This is a genomic window from Erythrobacter sp. Dej080120_24, from assembly GCF_036322605.1.
Lineage (GTDB): Bacteria > Pseudomonadota > Alphaproteobacteria > Sphingomonadales > Sphingomonadaceae > Erythrobacter > Erythrobacter aurantius.
The window spans coordinates 2373371-2392607 of record NZ_AP027262.1 but is presented as its reverse complement, the minus strand read 5'-3'; the positions used below and the strand labels follow the sequence as shown (position 1 = coordinate 2392607).

The following is a 19237-nucleotide window of genomic DNA, read 5'->3' as shown; positions in this document are numbered from 1 at the left end:
GGAGGGGAGAACACCATGCGCAGAATCGTGAAATGGCTGGCCGCCGTGGTGGCGGTCTTGGTGGCGGGCACAGTCATCGCCTGGGCAACTTCGCCCGATCCCACGGGCAATCCCGCCAGCTTCGAAGACGCGCCGCTTGACCCCCGGCTCGCCCCGATGGACGAGGCGCTGACGCTGGCGCAGTACGAACTTGAATTCGGAGAAGCGGCAACCCTGCTGGTGACGGGCTTTGACGGTGAAAGCGTGACCGGAGTCGATCTGGCTGATCTCGGGGCGGACCGGACAAGCTATCCCTTGCGCGATCTGGCGAGCCTGCCTGCCGATGCGATCACGCCCGAGGCTCTGGCCGGTCTGCCCACAATGAACCTGCCCTATGACGCATTGCTCCCCTCCGCACCCGGCGGTGCGGCGCATATCGGCACGGGCACCAATTTCCCCGAACACGCCGAAGAAGCGAACAGCGGATCGGTGTTCCAGTTTCCCAAGTTCGGCACGGCCACGCCTGCGCGCACCACGATCAGGGCGCGCGAGGGCATACTGCTTGATTACGAAGTCGAACTGTGCATGCGGTTTGACCGTGACATCGCCAGCCTCGCCGATTTCGACGCGGCGGTGAAGGGCGTGTTCCTGTGTGGCGATTTCACCAATCGCAACGTGCTGGTGCAATTAGCCGATACGGACAATCTCGATTCCGGTTTCGGCTTTTCCGATGCAAAAAGCGGCACCGGCCATTACCCGTCCGGCCCGTTCATCGTGGTGCCGCGTGACTGGAAAAGCTTCGTCGCCAATCTCCGCATGACTACCAGCGTCAACGGCGATCCGCGTCAGGATGCGCGCGGGGGCGAGATGACGCTCGATTTCCGCGCTCTGGCTGAAAAGGCGCTGGGCGACATGGCGGAGCCGCGCTTCTTCTACGCGGGCGGGTTCCAACCGCTCGCGCCCGAAGGCCGGATCACGACGGATATGACGCTGATGTCCGGCACATCCGAAGGGGTGATCTTCACCCCGCCATCGCGCGCCGACATGATCGAGGGGATCGTCGCCTATGTCCTGCGCGGTGGCCCCCTGGCGCGCGCCGGACTGGTCAACACGGTGAAGCGCGAATTCATCGCCAATGAGGTGGAAAGCGGGCATTTCCTCAAACCCGGCGACACTGTGGTGCACGGATCGAACCATCTTGGCGACATCATTGTCGAAGTGACCGGGTGAATGGCTGAAGCAAACCTGCTGCGCGAACTCCACCCCCAAGCCGTGCGGATCGGCGCCTTGCTGCGCGGGCGCGGGGAAAAGCTCGCGGTGGCCGATGGCGCGACCGGCGGGCTTATCGCGGCGAGCCTGCTGACAGTGCCCGGCGCGCTCGATTTCTTCGTCGGAGGCGGGGTGGTCTATTCCTTTCGCGCGCGCGATGTGCTGTTCGACCTCCCGCGCGAAGCCTACAAGGGGATGCGCGGTGCGAGCGAGGATTATGCCCTGCTTCAAGCGCGCGCGATCCGCGACAATTTCCATGCCGAATGGGGATTGGCCGAAAGCGGTTCGGTGGGCGGATCGTCGCATCCCTCTGGCGCGCCAGCGGGTCGCAGCGTGGCGGCATTGGCGGGGCAAGGCGCGGAACTGACGCGGATGATCGAGACCGGCAGCGATGACCGGATCGACAACATGCTGGCCTTCACCCGCAACGCGCTCGCGCTGCTGGAAGATACGCTGTCAGAATCCCGGTAACTCGGGCACCCATTTCATCACCCCGCCGGGGAACGGCGTCCACCAACCCGTGATGGCACCGGCACGGGCGAGTTGGTCGCTGGTCCACTGGTTGCAGGTGTTGCCAATGTGATAGGTGCCGCGCGCGCTGTAGAACACGTCATGCGCGGCGTATCCGGGATACAGCACCCGCTCCCCTTCAGGCGGCAGGTGATCGATTATGGCGGCAACAAGCGCGCGATATTCCTCCGGGCGCAGGCGCAGCGGGCGATAATCCGATGAAGGGGCAGGGCGCACGTAATGCGCAACATGCAGCACCGCATCGCCGCCCAGCATCGCGCCGATCACGGTCAGCGGGTTCACATCGGCCCAGGTCGGCGTTTCGAGGAAGAAATCCCGCTCCCCCCAGCTTACCGCGACATGGGTGTAAGGGCGGTCTGCGGCGATGATGTCGCTGGCGGGGAAGGTGGCGCGCCAGTCCATTTCGGGCGTCACCAGCGGCATGACGATTTCGGTGTGAATGCCGTTGGAGCCGATCAGCACTTCGACATGGCGGGATTGCATGGACAATGGCTCCTGCCAGCCCGAATTGCGCGGGATCGACGATCCGATCCATCCCGCGAGAGCAAAGACCAGAGTCGCCGCGAGAAAGCCGATCCCCAGCCAGCGCAGGGTATTCAGCGCCTTACCGAGCACGTCCGAACCTGAACCGCCGTCGCAGCCACAGGATCGCCCAATCGCCGCGCTGAAGCCGGGCGACCATGCGGAACCCGGCGCGCTTCATCGCCCGGCGCACCTTCGCCTCCTGCTCACCCGCCAGCAGCCCCGCGAGAAGCAGCGAGCCGCCCGGCGACACCGCTTTGCCGAAATCAGGGGCGAGGCTGACGAGCGGCCCGGCGAGGATATTGGCGATCAGCAGATCATAGGGACCGCGCAGGCGGATCAGCGGATGATCCATCCCGTCGGCCACCACCATCACCGCTTCGCCCGCGTGCGGGCCCATGGCGATACCGTTGAGCGCGGCGTTGTCCTCCACCACCGGAGCGCAGACAGCGTCGATATCGGTCAGCGTCACGCTGGCACGCGGCCAGAGCGCGAGCGCGGCAAAGCCGAGCAGGCCCGTGCCCGTGCCGATATCCGCGACATCACGCGCCACCACACCGCGCGCCTTCATATGGCCCAGCATTTCGAGGCACCCGGCCGTGGTGCGGTGCTGCCCCGTGCCAAAGGCCTGACTGGCGGGGATCACGAAGTCGATCAGATCGGGATCGGCGGGATGATCGGGCGTGTGGACATGAAACCGTCCGGCGCGGATCGGGGGCGCGTTCTGCTGCGATAGCGTGACCCAATCCTCGTCCGGCAATTGCTCGACCGTGATCTTCGGCGCCTTGCCTGCGAACAGTCCGGCGAGCGCTTGCTTTTGCTCTTTGCCGGGTTTTGCCGGATACCACCCTTCGAGCACCCAGTCGTCGGGCTTGTCCTCGGCAACTTCACGGCCTGCGATGACGAGGTCGAAATCCCATTCGTCAAGTTCGTCATGCGCGAGCAGGGCCGCCTGAACGACGCGCTTGGGCGCGAAGGCGGAAAGTTTCCAGCTGGTCATTGTGCCGCTTCCTTCGCCAATCGTTCATTCAGCGCGCTGGTCTTCGCATTGGCATAGTCCGCGCAGGTCATCCCGTCTTCGAATGTGCCAGTGGCGGCGCGCTCGATCATCTTGCTGTGCGAGGGGTGCGGGGTGAGCAGGATGTCGCACTTGAGCCCGCGCAGCCGCTCGATCCCGGCACGGTATTGCGCGACATATTCCGGGTGATCGGAGAATCGGTAGTCGTCGCTGCTGACCGGGCTCATGCTGTCGGCATAGACGATGGTCTTGCAAATATCGTTCTGGCAGCTTTCCCATTGCCAGCTCATCGCGCCCGGCGTGTGTCCGGGCGTGAGATGCGGGGTGATGCCGAAGCGGGCGAGCAATTCGGGCGCATTTGCGTAGTAATAGGGCATGCCGTGAGTGATGCGCTGCATGGGTGGATGCATCCCGAATTGCGGATCATCGGGATGGTCGGTGCCGTTCGCCAGCACATGGATGCCGATTTCGGAGAAGATGACTTCGCCCCCGGTTGCCGCCTGCATCTTGGCCATGCCGCCGACATGGTCGAAATGTTCATGGCTGGCGAGCAGGACGCGGATGTCTGCCGGGGCAAAACCAAGCGCGCGGATATTGGCCAGCGCGACATCGGCCCCTTCCGCGGTCCCGGTGTCGATCAGGACATGGCCTTCGTCCGAGGTGATCAGGATTGCCGCGATCCCGCAGGTGCCGACATAATATGTGTTGGCGTGGATCTGGAACGGCTTGGCGGGCTTGTTCCAGTCGTCCCACGGCTCGCACTCGGAGGCGAAGCGCGCAATATCGCTCGAATGCTGCGCATCCCCGACCCGCTCCACAAAATCGGAAGAGGACATGCCGGTGCTGCATCCCGCCAGCAAAATGGCGGCGGCGATTGGTCTAACGAACAAAACTCGCTCCATTGGCGTCGATCACTGCCCCGGTCATGCTGGGGGGCGCGTCGAGCGCGCAGAAGGTGATGATGCTCGCGATTTCCTCGGGCGTTGCCACCCGGCCCAGCGGAATGTCCGCCAGCAGACCGGCGCCGCCGCGCGATTCCAGGTAATCGCCGGCCATCGCCGTGTCAGTGAAGCCGGGGGTGACGGCAAAGCTGAGAACGCCTTCCTTGGCATAGGCGCGGGCGATGCTCTTGTGCATGGCAACCATGCCGCCCTTCGCCGCCGCATAATGCCAGTGCGCCGGACTGTCCCCGCGATAGGCGGCGCGGCTGGCGACATGGACGAGCCGCCCGCCGGTGCCGCGTTCCTGCCAGTGGCGCACCGCGAACCGGCTGAGTTGGGCGGCGGCGGTCAAGTTGATGCGCAAGGTATCCTCCCACGCATCGAGCCATTCGATGTCCGAACGATCCAGCCGGTTGGCTTCGAACAGGCCGGCGTTGTTGACCACCGCGACGATATCGCCGCCGCTGCGCGCCATCGCCTCTTCCCACAGAATTTGCGCGGCCAGCGGATCGCGGAAATCCGCCGCGATTCGTCCCTCGTCGCCGCCGCGTGTGGCGTGACCGATGACCTTGACCCCGCGCTGTGCCAACGCATCATGCGCCGCAGCGCCAATTCCCCGGCTCGAACCGGTGACAAGAATGTAACTCATGCAAGCCTGTATCGTGATATTTGCAAGCCATGTCGAGCGCGTCGCGCTTGCCTCATGCGTCGCAATCGCTAAGTGTGCGCCGGGGCAATCAAGATAAATGGGATCATCATGACTCAAAGACCGCTTTCTCCGCACCTCCAGATATGGCGGTGGGGGCCGCACATGCTGGTTTCGATCCTGCACCGCGCGACCGGAGACGGCATGGCGCTGGTCGGGCTTGCCGTGCTGGTCTGGTGGCTGGGCGCGCTGGCAAGCGGCCCGGAAGCCTATGAGAACTTCCTGTGGTACGCGAAGCACCCGCTGGGCTACGTCGTGCTGATCGGCCTGACCTGGGCGTTCTTCACGCACATGATGAGCGGTCTGCGGCATTTCGTGCTCGACATCGGGGCAGGGTATGAACTCGACACCAACCGTTTCTGGTCGATCGCCTCTCCGGTGATCGCGATCCTGCTCACGGCCGCCTTCTGGGCGTTCATCCTGCTGCGCTGAAGGGAGAGGCAACATGGGTAACGGAACCACTATCGGAAAAGTGCGCGGCCTTGGCTCGGCGCATCACGGCGCGCATCACTGGCTGGTGCAGCGCACCACCGCGATCGGCAATCTGGTGCTGATGAGCTGGCTGCTAACCAGTTTCCTGATGCTCGGCGATCTCAGCTACGCAACCGTTTCCGGCTGGCTTGCAAAGCCGATTGCCGCGGTGCCGATGATGCTGCTGATCGTCAGCCTGTTCTGGCACGCCCGGCTGGGCCTGCAGGTCGTGATCGAGGATTACGTCCACGATTCCGGAATGAAATTCGCGCTGCTTTCGGCGCTTAACCTCATCGCATTTGGCGCTGGCGCATTCGCTATCTTCAGCGTCGCCAGCCTCGCACTGACAGGAGCTGCCTGATGGCAACTGCACCCGCTAACGGCGCCGCTTCGCTGAAGGGCGCTTACAAGATCATTGACCACACCTATGACGTGGTGGTTGTCGGCGCCGGGGGCTCGGGCCTGCGCGCAACGACGGGCGCAGCCGAAGCCGGCCTTCGCACCGCGAACATTTCGAAGGTGTTTCCCACCCGATCGCACACGGTTGCCGCGCAAGGCGGGATCGCCGCGAGCCTCGGCAACAACACGCCCGATCACTGGACCTGGCACATGTACGATACCGTCAAGGGATCGGACTGGCTGGGCGATCAGGACGCGATCGAATATCTCGTGCGCGAAGCCCCGCAGGCGGTTTACGAGCTGGAGCATGCAGGCGTGCCCTTCAGCCGCAACGCCGACGGCACGATCTATCAGCGTCCGTTCGGTGGCCACATGCAGAACATGGGCGACGGCCCGCCGGTGCAGCGCACCTGTGCCGCGGCTGACCGCACCGGCCACGCCATGCTTCACGCGCTGTACCAGCAGAGCCTGAAGTACGACGCCGACTTCTTCATCGAATATTTCGCGCTCGACCTGATCATGCACAATGGTGCCTGTGTCGGCGTGATGGCGATGTGCCTCGATGACGGCACTATCCACCGTTTCCGCGCGCAGAGCGTGGTGCTGGCAACCGGCGGCTATGGCCGTTGCTATTACACCGCGACTTCGGCGCACACCTGCACGGGTGACGGCGGCGGCATGGTGCTGCGCGCCGGCCTGCCGCTTCAGGACATGGAATTCGTGCAGTTCCACCCCACTGGCATTTATGGCGCGGGCGTTCTCATCACCGAAGGCGCGCGCGGCGAGGGCGGGTACCTCACCAACTCCGAAGGCGAACGCTTTATGGAGCGTTATGCGCCGAGCGCCAAGGACCTCGCCTCGCGCGATGTCGTCAGCCGCTCGATGGCTCTGGAAATGCGCGAAGGGCGCGGCGTGGGGCCGGAAGGCGATCATATCCACCTGCACCTCGACCATATCGACCCGAAGGTGCTGGCAGAGCGTCTGCCGGGCATCACCGAAAGCGGCAAGATTTTCGCAGGCGTCGATCTCACCCGTGAAGCACTGCCGGTGACACCGACGGTGCATTACAACATGGGCGGCATCCAGTGTAACTATCACGGGCAGGTCGTCACCATCGGCCCGGACGGCAATCCCGACACAATCGTGCCCGGCCTTTATGCCGTGGGCGAGGCGGCCTGCGTTTCGGTTCACGGGGCAAACCGCCTCGGCTCGAACTCGCTGATCGACCTCGTGGTGTTCGGCCGTGCCACCGGCTTGCACCTCAAGGAAAATCTGAAGCCCGGCGCATCGCAGCCCGAACTGCCCGCCGACAGCGCCGATTTCGCGCTGACCCGTCTGGATCACTTCCGTTACGCGCAGGGCGGTTCGCCCACCGCCGCGATCCGCGCGGACATGCAGAAGGCGATGCAAAAGCACTGCGCCGTGTTCCGCGATTCCGAGCTAATGGAAGAAGGCGTGAAAATCCTCGCCGAGCAGAACAAGCGGATGGAGGACATCCACGTCACCGACAAGTCGCTGATCTGGAACAGCGATTTGATCGAGACGCTGGAGCTCGACAATCTGATGTCTCAGGCGAATGTGACGATGGCTTCGGCGGCCAACCGCAAGGAAAGCCGCGGCGCCCACGCGCACGAGGATTATCCCGATCGCAACGATGCCGAATGGATGAAGCACACCGTCGCCTGGTTTGATGGCTGGGGCGGAAAGGGCGGCGATATCAAGATCGATTACCGCCCGGTGCACGAATACACGCTGACCGAGGATGTCGAGTACATCAAGCCGAAGGCCCGCGTGTATTGATGCAAGGTCCGGTCGCTGGCTGAAACCGGATGATAAGCCGCGACCGGATCCGCGAACGCCTGCGCTGGTATGGCCCGGTGGAAATGCTCAACGCCGCACTGGTGCCCGCCATTATGGCGATCTGGTGCGTGTTTGAAGAGCAGGCGATTGGCTGGCTGCTGGTACTAACCTGTATCCCGATGTGCCTGTTGCTGCTGCTTGGCGGGCAATACTGGCGCGTGAAGCTGCAACAGCTTGAAGGCAATTCGCAGCCGATGCAGCGATTTCTGCCGCTGGCAGATCGCAGTAGGCCCGTCTTGCTGGTGCTGTGCGCGGTCGCGGTGGCGGCGGCGGTTCTGGGCTGGCTCGATATCGGGTTCGGGCAAAGTCTGGGCGAGCGGATCGCGGCCAGCATCGCTGCCACATTGGCGGCGCTGGAATACGTGAATTATTACCACCGCCAGCTGCAGCACTTCGATCACGCGCCCGATTTCAGGCGATTGTTGACGGGGCAGGGCTTCCGGCCTTCGCAAATGGCGGTTGATCTTGCGCGCTGGAGGGACGCTGGCGCGAAATGAGCGGTGAGGAAACCGATCATCCGGCGCACCCGCGCTTTTGGGCCGGATACGTCCTGCTGGCCTTTCTCGGGGCCACGATCCTTTTCATGCTGGTTCAATCGGCAAGCGACCGGTTTTACCGCACCTATCTCGAAGGGATCGGGGTGGTCGCAACCGGCGAGGTGATCGACTATCGCCTCTATCGCTGCGCCGGGTTGCGCTGCGCCCGCAAGACCTATTTCGAAGGCAAGCATGGAAGCCCCGAATTCGATCAGTTCATGCAGGACTGCCGGGGGCTGCGATACCGTTGGAAATGCCACACAGACATTCTCACCCGCTTCGAATTCCGGGGTGAGGCAGTCGAATTCTACGGCAAGGTCGACAGGTATGATTTCCGCCGGATTGCGCTTGGCAGCGATGTGGAAGTGCTGGTGAACCGGAAAGACCCGGCAAAATCGCTGCTGCGCGATCACGATCCGCAAGGATTTGTATTCTGGATGGCGCTCGGGTTCGTGGCTTTCGCGCTGTTCATTGTTGCGATGCTTCGCCCGCAGCGAAACCGCTGGCGCGTTTATTGAAGCGGGTTCAGGCCGCGACGGGTTCGGCGGCTTCGCGGTCTTCCGACTGGCGGTGGATCCGCTGGCCGAACAGGCCGCAGGCGATATCCTTCTTCGCTTCATCCAGACCCGACGGTTTTTCGCGCGCGGGTGCTTGATCAGTCATGTCATAGCTCCTTCGTTGTGCGACCGTGATTGTCGACCGGGTGAGTCGTTGGCACCGCCAATACGCCTGTCACTTACAGCGGAATTGTATGTATCGGTCAGTCTGCGCAGTTTGTCGGATTGATACAATTGCCAGTCCCGCGCCCTTGACGGGGAGAGCCAGTTTCGGAACACAGGGGCGATGCACTTGCGCCCGATCATAGGCTTGCTTGCGCTGGGCGCTTCCCTTGCGCTGCCAAATGCGGCGGGCGCGCAGGACAATTCCGCCGCTCCGCCCGAACACACCGCTCCGTTCCCCAATCTCGGCATTGGCGAAACGCGCGAGGAAGTGATCGAAAGCTTCGATCTCGCCCCGCAATTGCGCCGGGGGGAGAGCGCGCGCGATCTGCTGGATCAGCGGCGCAGGCTCGACGCGGCGCTTGGCGCGCTGCAACGCCAGCGGCCCGGCACTGTCGATGCCTATGTCATCACCATCGCGCTCGACAGCGATCCGGTGTTCGCGCGGGAGGCGCGCGAGGCGGCGCGGGTGCTGCAAAGCCGTTATGACGGGGCAGGGCGCACTCTGACGCTGGCCGGGCCGGATGGGACAAGCGACAATCTGCCGCGCGGTTCGATCGACGCGCTGTTCGTCGCATTGGCGCATGTTGCCGAGCTGATGGACCCGGAAGAGGACGTGCTGGTGCTGTACACCACCAGCCACGGCATGAAGCTGGGGCTGGCCTATCACTATGGCGATACCGGCTATGGCATCTTGTCGCCCGCACGGATGAAGGCGGTGCTGGAGGAAGTCGGGATCGAGCGGCGCATCCTGATCCTCAGCGCGTGCTATTCGGGGGTGTTCGTCCCCGCGCTGGCAAGCGATGACACCGCGATCCTGACAGCAGCCGCTTCGGAGCGCACGTCATTCGGATGCAGGCCGGAGAACGACTGGACTTTCTATGGTGATGCCTTGATCAACCGTGCTTTGCGTCAGCCGGTGGCGCTCGATCAGGCGGCGCGGGTAGCCAGCCTTTCGGTGGCCGAATGGGAGACGAAGGCGCGGGTGCTTGCCTCGCTGCCGCAGATCAGCATCGGGGCCAATGCGCGGGGGTGGCTGACGCAACTCGAAGCGCGAATGCCGCGTGTCGCAAGCGCTCCGGTGGGGCAGCCCGCGTTTGATCCGGCGCAGTTCAACCAGCCGGTGCCCGCCGCGCGGTAACGATCTCCACCGGCTCGGCAAGGATCTGGCCGCGCATCACCCCTTCGCCCTTGTTCGGATCGGCGGGCTGGGCATGGATCGCATAGACCACGTCCATTCCGTCAATCACATATCCGAACACCGCATAGCCATTGCGCCAGACCGCTTCGGTGGCGTTCGGGTCGGCGTCGAGCCCGGTCTGGTCCTGCAGCATGATCGAGAAATCGCCATTGGCTGTCCCCGGATCGCCCATCGCCATCGACAGCGCGCCGTGGGTGTGGCTGAGCCCGGTTTGGGTTGTCGGTTCGTGCGGGATGCCGGGCAGGATTCGCTTGGGATCGAATTGCGTGCCGCCCTGGATCAGCCCGTTGGGCCGGGGCTCGCGATTGAGCCGCATCGCGCGGTAGAACACCGTCCCGTCAAACCGCCCTTCGTCGACATAGCGCAGGAAATTGGCAGCAGTGATCGGCGCGCGCTCAGTCTCGATCCGCACCGTGATATCACCCAGCGTCGTCGCCAGCACCACATCGACCGTCTCGTAATCGACCACCGGTTCCGGCGCGACGGCCTCCAACGGTTGCACGGGAGCGACCGCCGCCTTGATCTCGAACTTCAGCAGCAGCGTGCGCTGGCTGGATGAGAAATTGTTGTCCGAAACGATGTAGAGATAGGTTTTCCCGTACTGCTCGCGCACGGCGAGCCCTTCGAAATTGTCGATTGTCAGGCTCGGGTCGAATGCCGCGATGACCTTGGGCTGTTCGTCGCGCTCGACGGCGACAATCGCCGCGTGATTGCCCAGACCGGGGGTGTAATCGCGCAGCAGGACATAGCAGGTGCCGTTGCTGGCGCAGGCGGCATCGGTGGGGACGGGGCTGTATTCGCCAATGGGCGCTGCGATGTTGAGATCGGATGGCTCGCCCGCGTCGATCCGGCTACAATTCGGGAAAGCACCGCCGGGGTATTCCCCGCAAAGGATCAGGCCGTCCGCTGTCGCTGCAAGCGTTTCGATCCCGTTGTTCGGCGATCCGGGTGAAACCAGCGCGGACAGATCTAAGGGGTAGGGTGCTGCTGCAGAGGCGAGATCGGCGGAATAGCGCCAGATGCGATGATCCCGCTCGAACGCGACCAGCCATGAACCATCGGCCATGCGCGTGATTGCCTCGGCATCGGAATCCTCTTTCCCGCGCAGCCGCCGTCCGCGTTCGTCCTGCAGCGCGGCGATGGTCATCGCAGTCAGATCGATCAGCCGTCCGTCGAATTCGTCGGGCGTCATCGTCATCCAGCGCCCGTCGTCGATCACGGCGAAAAGCCGGTCTTCGTGCCATTCGAGCCCTGAAATCCCGCCGATCTCCGCTTCGCCCGGCTCGATTTCGAGCCCGCCGCGAAAGATCAGTTCGCCGACTTCGGACGCATCGGGATTGTCCGGGTCAAGCTCCACCGGCTGCGTCAGCGGGAAAATGTCGTCCTGCGCGGCGGCGGGTGGGCTGAACGCGGCACCAAGGCCGATCAGCACGGCGAAAAGGGCGGTCTTAAAAGGCTTCATCCATGTCATTGGTCCGTTGATATCGGCTGCCCGCAGAAGAGCAAGCACCTGAACGGCCCGTTCATCGAGCGGCAATGTTTACACCCGTAATCGTAATGACTACAGACGTAATCAAGCAAAGGGAGGCAGGCTTGAACAAGTCACCCGCCAATGGACCGGGAGAAAAGCCGGAACGCATCAGCGAGGCCGAACACGCGGTGATGGAGGTCCTGTGGGATCGCGGCACCGCGACCGCCGCCGAAGTGTGCGAGCAGGTCTGCAACCAGCGCGACTGGAGCCTCGCCACTGTCAAGACGCTGCTGTCGCGGCTCGTCCAGAAACAGGCGATCGAAACCCGCCCCGATGGCCGCCGCTACATCTACTCGCCCCTGATTGCCCGTGCCGATTACGTCGGCGGGGAATCGCGCCGCCTGGTGGATCGCCTGTTCGGCGGCAAGGCAGCTTCGCTGGTCGCCCATCTGGCGGAAACGGAGGCGCTGACTCCGGATGATGTCTCGGAGATCGAGGCGCTGCTGAAGGAGCTGAAGCAATGACGGGCTGGCTGCTTGAAACGCTGTTGTGGACGGCGGTGCTGATCACGCTGGTCCTGCTGCTGCGCCGCCCGGTCGCGCGCTGGTTCGGCCCGCAGGTTGCCTATGCCCTGTGGGCGCTTCCGGCGCTGCGGCTTGTCATTCCCCCGATAGAGCTTCCGGCATGGATGCGGCCCGAACCTGATGCGGCTCCCGTGGCGCTGCAAACGGATGCTCCACAATATCTGATCCTCGATCCTGCCACTCCAGTTGCGACAACAGATGGACCTGCGGGATCAGAGGCGGCGGCGTCCGGTGCGTTGTCGCTGATTACCCCTGTGACCGAACTTGAGCTTGGAACCCTTCTTCAGGTCGGCATTGCAGTGTGGCTCATCGGCGCCGCCATCTTCTTGGTCCAGCGGTATGCCGCCTACTTCAGCCTGCGCGCCGAATTGCTAGAAGGGTCGAGCGAGGTCGGGCGGGTGGACAAGGTCCGCCTGGTCGAAACATCCGGCACCAATGCGCCGCTGGCCTTTGGTGTGATCGACAAGGTTGTGGCTCTGCCGCGCGGGTTCCTGGCGCAGCATGATCGCACCGCGCGCGATCTCGCGCTGGCGCATGAACTTGCACACCATCAGGGGCGTGACCTGTTGATCAATGTGCTGGTTCAGCCGCTGTTCGCGCTGCACTGGTTCAACCCGCTTGGCCGCTATGGCTGGCTGGCGCTGCGTCGCGATCAGGAGGCGGCCTGCGATGCTCGCGTCATGGCAAGCAAGCCGGCAGAGGCGCGCGAAGCATACGCGCAACTGATCGTCAGCTTTGCCGCCACGCCTGATCTTGTTCCCAATCACGCCCTGACCGCGCCGATGGCGTGCCCGGTGCTGGGCGAAAAATCGATAATTCACCGTTTGAGGAGCCTGAAAATGAACAACACTTCGATCCGCCGCCGCATTGCGGGCCGGGCGATGCTGGGCGCGGCAATAGTCGCCCTGCCGCTCACTGCAACGATCAGCTATGCCGCCAGCGAGGCACAGCAAGCCCCCGAAGCGCCCCCGGCACCGCCAAGCGCGCCGACCCCGCCCGAGGCTCCGACCCCGCCAGAGGCGCCCGAGGCCGAGCGTGTGGAGCATGTCATCATCGAGATCGACCCGGATAGCGAGTCCGAGGGCGAAGTCCGGCGCGAAGAGCGGGTTTTCGTCTTCCGCTCGGGCGATGCCAGCGAAGACGAGGCAGGCGAAGGCACCGAGCGACGCGTGATGCGCTGGGTCAAGCGCGACGGCGAAACCATGACCGAAGAAGACATGGAAGAAGTCCGCGTCGAAATCCGCCGCAGCCTCGCCGAAGCGGACAAGGTTCTGGAAGACCTGCCGCAGATCATGGAACGCGCGATGAAGGAAGCCGAAGAGGCCCGCGCCGCCGGCAAGGAAGCGACCGTCATCAAGATGGAATGCGACCGCAATTCCGATGAAGTCGCCACCACCACCGAAAACAGCGATGGCAGCCGCGTTGTCATGGTGTGCCAGACGCGGGTGATGGCCAAGGCCCGCGAAGGCCTCCAGCAAGCGCGCGACCAGATCGCCCGTGACCGCGAACTGTCGCAGAGCATGCGCAACCGCATCCTGCGCGAACTCGATCGCCAGATCGAAAGCTGGGACAAAGCTGCGCGCTGAGCCCAATCGAGCCTGAGGGAAGCAAGCGGGCCGGTGTCGTCATGACGCCGGCCCTTTTTCATTGTGGAGGGGTTATTTGCCCGAAGTCATCGTCCCGCGTTCCTCGCGCGGGCGGGCGGGATAGGAACAGCCGCGCTGCAATCCCATCCCCTTCAGGAAGCCGCGCCGCACCATGCCTGCCGTGATCGCCAGATTGACTTCGCTGCGGCGCGCATTCGCGCCCGACACTTCGCGAACGATCCCGCGAAACGGAATGAAAGACCCGACCACGCTTTGGGCAATGCGTCCGCGGCTGATGCGGCGCTGTTCGTCATCGGCAATATCGAAATCGGCGCCCAATGCCCGGTCGAGCGCGGCGATCTCGGCAACGATTTCATTGCAGGTGGTGAACCCTTCGGAGGCGTAGGGATCGCCGGCTGCCTTCACCAGAATTTCCGGGATATCATCGCTGTCGATGTTGAAATCTTCCAGCGGGGTGCGTGCGACATCCATCGCGTCGGGATCATCCTTGATCACCTGCGCCTGAGCCGGGGCGGCAAGGCACACCATCAGCGCGAGGGCAAGGCCCGCCTTAGCTGAAGTCGAAATAGACATCGCATGCCGCGTCATCGGCGCTCTCCAATCCGCGCCGCAACGCGTCCATGCGCTGCTGGCTGGTTCCGTGGGTGAAGTTTTCGGGATTGATGCGCTGTCCGGCGTTGCGCATCAGCGTGTCGTCGCCAATCGAACTGGCGGCGCGCAGCCCTTCTTCCATGTCGCCGCGTTCGATCCGGCTGCGGTTCTTGCCCGCCCATACTCCGGCATAGCAATCCGCCTGCAATTCCATGCGCACCTGAAGCGCGTTGGATTGCGAAGGGTTGCGTTGCTGAAGGCTGCGCACCTGCGCGGCAAGGCCCGTCATGTTCTGGATGTGGTGGCCGTATTCATGCGCGATCACGTAAAGCCGCGCGAAATCGCCGCCGGTTCCGGCCATCTGCGCCAACTGATCGTAAAAGCCGACATCGATGTAGATGCCAAGGTCTGCCGGGCAATAGAACGGCCCCGCCGCAGACGACGCGCTGCCGCAGCCCTGCGTGTTGACGCGTCCGGTGCGATACAGGTCAAGCACGGGTTCTTCGAAACGGATCCCGGCGCGGGCGAATTCGGGGGCCCATGTCTCGTTGAGGCTGGTCAGCGCATCGCAGGCTTCGCGGGCATAGGGGTTGCTGCTGCACACTTGCTGCTCGGTGAGGTCGCCCTGAGATGTCTGGGGCGCGCCCTGTTGTTCGATCCCGCCCAACACCGCAACGGTCTGCGCCGGGTCAACTCCGAATGCGAGCGCGGCGACCAGCGCGATCACCAGTGTGCCGCAACCGACGCCGCCTGCGCGGCGCATCCCGCCGCCGCCACCGCCGCTGGATCGGACCTTGATCTTGTCCGTATCGAATGGATTGAGCCGCACTGAATTTCCCTCCCGACCGATCCCGGCGATGTTGCAACCGGTAAATCGCGCTTGCAAATCACTGGACACAGCAGGCTAGCAAGGCGAAAGCATTGTCAAAGCTACAGTTGCAGGAGTTGGTGGAAATGCTCAAGGGCGAAGCGCTCAATGGCAAACGCGCATTGGTGACGGGATCGACGTCGGGGATCGGGCTGGCAATCGCTCGCGCGCTTCATGCCGAAGGGGCCGACGTGGTGCTGAACGGCTTCGGCGATCCGGACGAGATCGAGGCGATCCGGGCGGAATTCGGGGCCGAATACAACGGCGCGAACCTGATGGATGCGGATGCCATTGCCGCGATGATGGAGCAAATCGGCACGATCGATATCCTCGTCAACAACGCCGGGATGCAGCATGTCGCTCCGGTGGAGGAATTTCCGCCGGAAAAATGGGACGCGATCATCGCGCTGAACCTGACGGCGGCGTTCCACACCACGCGCTTTGCGGTGCCGGGAATGAAGGAAAAGGGTTGGGGCCGGATCATCAACACCGCCTCGGCGCACTCGCTCACCGCATCGCCGTTCAAAAGCGCCTACAATGCCAGCAAGCATGCCATCGCCGGTTTCACCAAGACAATTGCGCTTGAACTGGCGCAGACGGGTGTGACGGCCAATTGCATCAGCCCCGGCTATGTCTGGACCCCGCTGATCGAAGGGCAGATCCCCGATACGATGAAGGCGCGCGGGCTGACCCGCGAACAGGTGATCAATGATGTGCTGCTGGCCAAGCAGCCGACCAAGAAATTCGTTCAGCCCGAAGAAGTCGGCGCGCTCGCGGCCTTCCTCTGCCGTAACGAAGCGGGGAATATCACCGGCTCGAATTACAGCATCGACGGGGGATGGACGGCAGAATGATCAAGGCGGGTCGCAATTTCGTCTTGTTCGCCGTCAGCCTGGCGCTGGCGGCTTGCGCCAAGGTTCCGCTCGCCACCGCGCCGATCGAGGAACGCGCACAGATCGAAACCGCGCTGATGCGCGATATCTCGGTCCTGGCGAGTGACAGGTTTGCGGGACGGCAGCCGGGAACCGAAGGCGAGGTTCTGACGGTCGAATACATCATCGGCCAGATGCAGCAGGCCGGGCTTGTATCCGGTACCAACGATCCCGGCAGCGCATGGAAGGCGCCGGTAGCATTGGTGAGCAGCACCGCGCGTTCCAGCGCGATCTCGATTGCCTATGAAGGGCGCACCACCGCGCTCGCAGCAGAGGATGCCGCAGCCTTCACTTCGGCCCGCCGCCTGCTGGTTAATGGCGCGAGCATGATCTTCGTCGGGTCCGAAGGCGAAACGGTCGAGCCGGAGATGATCGCGGGCAAAGTCGTGGTGATGCTGGGCGAGCCCGGCGTCAGCCCCGCCCGGCGCGCACGGCTGTTCGAAGCCGATCCTGCGGCAATCATCACCGTGGTCGAGAATGCCGAGGCGATTGCCAATGCAAACCGCGCCTTTGGGCGGGAGCGCGTGTTCCTCGCCAGCGAAGAGGAAAAGCGCCTGAGCGCCTTCGTCACGCAGGCTGCGATGCAGAAAGTGCTGGGTGAAGAATACTGGAATTCGCTGATCGAGGCCGCTGCGGGCGAGGACTTCGCACCCGGACCGCTCGGCGCGCAGGCCACTATCGAAGCGGCATCGGACCGGCGCGAATTCAACAGCACCAATGTCCTCGGCCTGTTGCCGGGGCAGGTGCGCGGATCGGGCGCGGTGCTGCTGCTGGGCCATTGGGATCATCTTGGCGAATGTCGTCCCGAAACCAGTGAGGATCGCATCTGCAATGGCGCGATCGACAATGCCAGCGGCATTGCGGTGATGCTGGAGCTGGCGCGCCGTTTGTCCGCCAGCGGGCCGCTTGATCGCGACATCTATTTCCTTGCCACCACCGCCGAGGAATCGGGATTGCTGGGGGCAAAGGCCTTTGTCGAGGAACCTCCACTGCCGCTCGACAGCATCGTGGCCGCCTTCAATTTCGACACGGTGGCGATAGCGCCAGCAGGCAGCCCGGTGGGCTTTGTCGGGGAAGGGCGCACCAGCCTTGATCCGGTGATCCTCGAAGTCATGCTCGCGGGCAAACGCGAACTCGGCGACAAGCAACTGGCCGAACGGTTCGTGCGGCGGCAGGATGGCTGGGCCTTGCTGGAGGCAGGGGTTCCGGCGGTGTTCCTGTCCAGCTCCTTTGGTTCGGAGATCATTCTCGATCCCTATTTGTCGAGCAATTACCACCGTCCCGGTGACGAGCTTGAGGCGCTGCAACTGGGCGGGGCCATCGACGATCTCCTGCTGCACGAGGAACTGATCCGCCGCTTTGCCAGCACCACAGCCTATCCCGCCGCTGACAAATAGGCTCACGCCCTAGCTTTCCCGCAAAACCCGCCCTACAGGGACGTGCACGATTCGATCCGCCTGAGACGGCGGCAAACAGACGAAAGCTTGCGTGCACATGGATATCCCCCTCGGTCTCACATTCGACGACGTTCTGCTCCGCCCGGCGGAAAGCAACGTCCTGCCCAGCATGGCCAACACCAAGACGATGCTGACGCGCGAAATCGCGCTCAACATCCCGGTTTTGTCGTCCGCGATGGACACGGTGACCGAAGCCGACATGGCCATTGCAATGGCGCAATTGGGCGGCATCGGCGTGCTTCACCGCAACCTTGATATCGACGAGCAATGCGCCGCCGTGCGTGCGGTGAAGCGGTATGAAAGCGGCATGGTGGTGAACCCGATCACCATCGGCCCGGACGCGGTGCTGGGCGATGCGCAGACCCTGATGCAACAGCACCGGATCAGCGGCATTCCGGTGACCGATCGCGACGGAAAGCTGGTCGGCATCCTGACGAACCGCGACGTGCGCTTTGCCGAAAACCCGATGCAGCCGGTGCGCGAGCTGATGACGACCGAAAACCTCGCGACTGTGCCGCTCGGCACATCGCAGGAAGACGCCCGCCGCCTGCTTCACGCCCGCCGGATCGAAAAGCTGCTGGTCGTGGACGATGCCTATCGTTGCATTGGCCTGATCACGGTGAAGGATATCGAAAAGGCCGTGACCTATCCCGATGCGACCAAGGATTCCGCCGGTCGCCTGCGGGTGGCTGCGGCAAGCACGGTGGGTGACAAGGGTTTCGAACGCACCGCCGCGCTGGTCGATGCGGAAGTTGACGTGGTGGTGATCGATACCGCCCACGGTCACAACCGTGACGTGTCGAAGGCGGTTGAACGGGTCAAGGCGCTGTCCAATTCGGTTCAGGTTATCGCGGGCAATGTCGCCACGGCAGAGGCGACCCGCGCGCTGATCGATGCGGGAGCGGATGCGATCAAGGTGGGTATCGGCCCCGGCTCGATCTGCACCACCCGTGTGGTCGCAGGCGTCGGCGTGCCGCAGCTTACCGCCGTTATGGAAAGCGCCGCCGAAGCCGCCAAATCGGGCGTTCCGGTGATTGCCGATGGCGGCCTGCGCACCTCGGGTGACGCTGCCAAGGCTCTGGCAGCGGGCGCTTCCACCGTCATGGTCGGATCGATGCTGGCCGGTACCACCGAAAGCCCGGGCGAAGTGTTCCTGTATCAGGGCCGCAGCTACAAGGCCTATCGAGGCATGGGCAGCGTCGGCGCGATGGCGCGCGGCAGTGCAGACCGGTATTTCCAGCAGGATGTTTCGGCCATGAAACTCGTTCCCGAAGGGATCGAGGGACAGGTGCCGTTCAAAGGTCCGGCGGCCGATGTGATCCACCAGCTTGTCGGCGGGATCAAGGCGGCAATGGGCTACACCGGATCGGCCACGATCAAGGATCTGCAATCGCGCGCCCAGTTCGTGCGCATCACCAATGCGGGCCTTTCCGAAAGCCATGTCCACGATGTCGCGATCACGCGAGAGGCACCCAATTATCCCACGCGTTGAGTTGGGCGCGCCCGTATCCGCGGGCGCGTCCTCGCTATACGTGCTCCGCCGTGCTACGCCCCCGCTGCGGGCGGGCGGTCGCC

21 protein-coding genes are annotated in these 19237 nt (G+C 63.7%); 13 read left to right on the top strand and 8 right to left on the bottom strand.

The window, feature by feature from the left end:
• Positions 1-15: 15 nt before the first annotated feature.
• Positions 16-1209, top strand: a complete 1194-nt coding sequence (locus tag AABA34_RS11450; protein WP_338302741.1) for a fumarylacetoacetate hydrolase family protein — start codon at positions 16-18, stop codon at positions 1207-1209.
• Positions 1210-1719 (top strand): CinA family protein, encoded by a 510-nt coding sequence (locus AABA34_RS11445; protein ID WP_252257973.1) that lies wholly within the window; start codon positions 1210-1212, stop codon positions 1717-1719. It abuts the gene before it with no gap.
• On the opposite strand, the gene AABA34_RS11440 is transcribed toward AABA34_RS11445, so the two are convergent.
• From AABA34_RS11440 to AABA34_RS11425, 4 genes are read right to left on the bottom strand one after another with little or no spacing between them, the layout of a single operon-like run.
• The gene (locus AABA34_RS11440) at positions 1705-2394 is read right to left on the bottom strand and encodes a DUF2459 domain-containing protein (RefSeq protein WP_338302740.1); all 690 of its coding nucleotides are present in this window, start codon (positions 2392-2394) and stop codon (positions 1705-1707) included. The genes AABA34_RS11445 and AABA34_RS11440 overlap by 15 nt on opposite strands.
• On the bottom strand, positions 2384-3301 hold the full coding sequence (locus tag AABA34_RS11435) for a 50S ribosomal protein L11 methyltransferase (RefSeq protein ID WP_338302739.1): 918 nt from the start codon (positions 3299-3301) through the stop codon (positions 2384-2386). Before AABA34_RS11435 ends, AABA34_RS11440 begins: the two co-directional genes overlap by 11 nt.
• Complete coding sequence (gene bla, locus AABA34_RS11430; protein ID WP_338302737.1) at positions 3298-4155, bottom strand: subclass B3 metallo-beta-lactamase; 858 nt, start codon at positions 4153-4155, stop codon at positions 3298-3300. Before bla ends, AABA34_RS11435 begins: the two co-directional genes overlap by 4 nt.
• A gap of 43 nt (positions 4156-4198) precedes the next feature.
• On the bottom strand, positions 4199-4909 hold the full coding sequence (locus AABA34_RS11425) for an SDR family NAD(P)-dependent oxidoreductase (protein ID WP_338302736.1): 711 nt from the start codon (positions 4907-4909) through the stop codon (positions 4199-4201).
• Positions 4910-5017: 108 nt separating this feature from the next.
• Between AABA34_RS11425 and sdhC the strand changes: the two genes are divergently transcribed.
• Genes sdhC through AABA34_RS11400 form a run of 5 tightly spaced genes read left to right on the top strand, consistent with a single transcriptional unit; the run spans position 5018 to position 8750 of the window.
• Positions 5018-5398, top strand: coding sequence for a succinate dehydrogenase, cytochrome b556 subunit (sdhC, locus tag AABA34_RS11420; RefSeq protein ID WP_034954840.1), 381 nt, complete (start codon positions 5018-5020; stop codon positions 5396-5398).
• Between the two features lie 13 nt (positions 5399-5411).
• Positions 5412-5798 carry a succinate dehydrogenase, hydrophobic membrane anchor protein gene (gene sdhD, locus AABA34_RS11415; RefSeq protein WP_034954256.1) on the top strand — a complete coding sequence of 129 codons (387 nt, stop codon included), beginning with the start codon at positions 5412-5414 and terminating at the stop codon, positions 5796-5798.
• Positions 5798-7636, top strand: a complete 1839-nt coding sequence (gene sdhA / locus AABA34_RS11410; RefSeq protein WP_338302734.1) for a succinate dehydrogenase flavoprotein subunit — start codon at positions 5798-5800, stop codon at positions 7634-7636. Before sdhD ends, sdhA begins: the two co-directional genes overlap by 1 nt.
• Positions 7637-7665: 29 nt before the next feature.
• Entirely contained in the window at positions 7666-8193 is a 528-nt protein-coding gene (locus AABA34_RS11405; protein ID WP_338302733.1) for a hypothetical protein, read from the top strand.
• Entirely contained in the window at positions 8190-8750 is a 561-nt protein-coding gene (locus AABA34_RS11400; RefSeq protein WP_338302732.1) for a DUF3592 domain-containing protein, read from the top strand. Before AABA34_RS11405 ends, AABA34_RS11400 begins: the two co-directional genes overlap by 4 nt.
• Positions 8751-8757: 7 nt before the next feature.
• Here the strand turns inward: AABA34_RS11400 and AABA34_RS11395 are convergent, their stop codons facing one another.
• A complete protein-coding gene (locus AABA34_RS11395) occupies positions 8758-8895 on the bottom strand; it encodes a hypothetical protein (protein ID WP_338302731.1) in 138 nt (45 codons plus the stop codon).
• A 180-nt stretch (positions 8896-9075) separates the two neighbouring features.
• Between AABA34_RS11395 and AABA34_RS11390 the strand changes: the two genes are divergently transcribed.
• A complete protein-coding gene (locus tag AABA34_RS11390; protein WP_338302730.1) occupies positions 9076-10092 on the top strand; it encodes a C13 family peptidase in 1017 nt (338 codons plus the stop codon).
• Here the strand turns inward: AABA34_RS11390 and AABA34_RS11385 are convergent.
• Positions 10064-11614: an esterase-like activity of phytase family protein gene (locus AABA34_RS11385; protein ID WP_338302729.1), complete on the bottom strand. Its 1551-nt coding sequence runs from the start codon at positions 11612-11614 to the stop codon at positions 10064-10066. The two genes, AABA34_RS11390 and AABA34_RS11385, sit on opposite strands and share 29 nt — an antisense overlap.
• 131 nt (positions 11615-11745) lie before the next feature.
• On the opposite strand from AABA34_RS11385, the gene AABA34_RS11380 reads away from it, so the two are divergent.
• Positions 11746-12147, top strand: a complete 402-nt coding sequence (locus AABA34_RS11380) for a BlaI/MecI/CopY family transcriptional regulator (RefSeq protein WP_338302728.1) — start codon at positions 11746-11748, stop codon at positions 12145-12147.
• The gene (locus tag AABA34_RS11375; protein WP_338302727.1) at positions 12144-13793 is read left to right on the top strand and encodes a M56 family metallopeptidase; all 1650 of its coding nucleotides are present in this window, start codon (positions 12144-12146) and stop codon (positions 13791-13793) included. The genes AABA34_RS11380 and AABA34_RS11375 overlap by 4 nt, the downstream gene beginning before the upstream one ends.
• A gap of 72 nt (positions 13794-13865) precedes the next feature.
• Here the strand turns inward: AABA34_RS11375 and AABA34_RS11370 are convergent, their stop codons facing one another.
• Both AABA34_RS11370 and ypfJ read right to left on the bottom strand, forming a co-directional pair.
• Positions 13866-14387, bottom strand: coding sequence for a hypothetical protein (locus AABA34_RS11370; protein WP_338302726.1), 522 nt, complete (start codon positions 14385-14387; stop codon positions 13866-13868).
• Positions 14365-15234 carry a KPN_02809 family neutral zinc metallopeptidase gene (ypfJ, locus tag AABA34_RS11365; RefSeq protein WP_338302725.1) on the bottom strand — a complete coding sequence of 290 codons (870 nt, stop codon included), beginning with the start codon at positions 15232-15234 and terminating at the stop codon, positions 14365-14367. Before ypfJ ends, AABA34_RS11370 begins: the two co-directional genes overlap by 23 nt.
• Positions 15235-15359: 125 nt before the next feature.
• Between ypfJ and AABA34_RS11360 the strand changes: the two genes are divergently transcribed.
• The 3 genes from AABA34_RS11360 (at position 15360) to guaB (ending at position 19154) form a co-directional block, all read left to right on the top strand.
• Positions 15360-16127, top strand: coding sequence for a 3-hydroxybutyrate dehydrogenase (locus AABA34_RS11360; protein ID WP_338304734.1), 768 nt, complete (start codon positions 15360-15362; stop codon positions 16125-16127).
• Positions 16124-17602 carry a M20/M25/M40 family metallo-hydrolase gene (locus AABA34_RS11355; protein WP_338302724.1) on the top strand — a complete coding sequence of 493 codons (1479 nt, stop codon included), beginning with the start codon at positions 16124-16126 and terminating at the stop codon, positions 17600-17602. The genes AABA34_RS11360 and AABA34_RS11355 overlap by 4 nt, the downstream gene beginning before the upstream one ends.
• A 97-nt stretch (positions 17603-17699) precedes the next feature.
• A complete protein-coding gene (guaB, locus tag AABA34_RS11350) occupies positions 17700-19154 on the top strand; it encodes an IMP dehydrogenase (protein ID WP_338302723.1) in 1455 nt (484 codons plus the stop codon).
• The last annotated feature ends 83 nt before the right edge of the window (positions 19155-19237 follow it).

Bases quoted from the DNA above. Each gene is read 5' to 3' on its own strand.
- AABA34_RS11450 (WP_338302741.1), top strand. From the start codon at position 16: ATGCGCAGAATCGTGAAATGGCTGGCCGCCGTGGTGGCGGTCTTGGTG.
- AABA34_RS11445 (WP_252257973.1), top strand. From the start codon at position 1,210: ATGGCTGAAGCAAACCTGCTGCGCGAACTCCACCCCCAAGCCGTGCGG.
- AABA34_RS11435 (WP_338302739.1), bottom strand. From the start codon at position 3,301: ATGACCAGCTGGAAACTTTCCGCCTTCGCGCCCAAGCGCGTCGTTCAG.
- bla (WP_338302737.1), bottom strand. From the start codon at position 4,155: ATGTCCTCTTCCGATTTTGTGGAGCGGGTCGGGGATGCGCAGCATTCG.
- AABA34_RS11425 (WP_338302736.1), bottom strand. From the start codon at position 4,909: ATGAGTTACATTCTTGTCACCGGTTCGAGCCGGGGAATTGGCGCTGCG.
- sdhC (WP_034954840.1), top strand. From the start codon at position 5,018: ATGACTCAAAGACCGCTTTCTCCGCACCTCCAGATATGGCGGTGGGGG.
- sdhD (WP_034954256.1), top strand. From the start codon at position 5,412: ATGGGTAACGGAACCACTATCGGAAAAGTGCGCGGCCTTGGCTCGGCG.
- sdhA (WP_338302734.1), top strand. From the start codon at position 5,798: ATGGCAACTGCACCCGCTAACGGCGCCGCTTCGCTGAAGGGCGCTTAC.
- AABA34_RS11405 (WP_338302733.1), top strand. From the start codon at position 7,666: ATGATAAGCCGCGACCGGATCCGCGAACGCCTGCGCTGGTATGGCCCG.
- AABA34_RS11400 (WP_338302732.1), top strand. From the start codon at position 8,190: ATGAGCGGTGAGGAAACCGATCATCCGGCGCACCCGCGCTTTTGGGCC.
- AABA34_RS11395 (WP_338302731.1), bottom strand. From the start codon at position 8,895: ATGACTGATCAAGCACCCGCGCGCGAAAAACCGTCGGGTCTGGATGAA.
- AABA34_RS11390 (WP_338302730.1), top strand. From the start codon at position 9,076: ATGCACTTGCGCCCGATCATAGGCTTGCTTGCGCTGGGCGCTTCCCTT.
- AABA34_RS11385 (WP_338302729.1), bottom strand. From the start codon at position 11,614: ATGAAGCCTTTTAAGACCGCCCTTTTCGCCGTGCTGATCGGCCTTGGT.
- AABA34_RS11375 (WP_338302727.1), top strand. From the start codon at position 12,144: ATGACGGGCTGGCTGCTTGAAACGCTGTTGTGGACGGCGGTGCTGATC.
- AABA34_RS11370 (WP_338302726.1), bottom strand. From the start codon at position 14,387: ATGTCTATTTCGACTTCAGCTAAGGCGGGCCTTGCCCTCGCGCTGATG.
- AABA34_RS11360 (WP_338304734.1), top strand. From the start codon at position 15,360: ATGCTCAAGGGCGAAGCGCTCAATGGCAAACGCGCATTGGTGACGGGA.
- AABA34_RS11355 (WP_338302724.1), top strand. From the start codon at position 16,124: ATGATCAAGGCGGGTCGCAATTTCGTCTTGTTCGCCGTCAGCCTGGCG.
- guaB (WP_338302723.1), top strand. From the start codon at position 17,700: ATGGATATCCCCCTCGGTCTCACATTCGACGACGTTCTGCTCCGCCCG.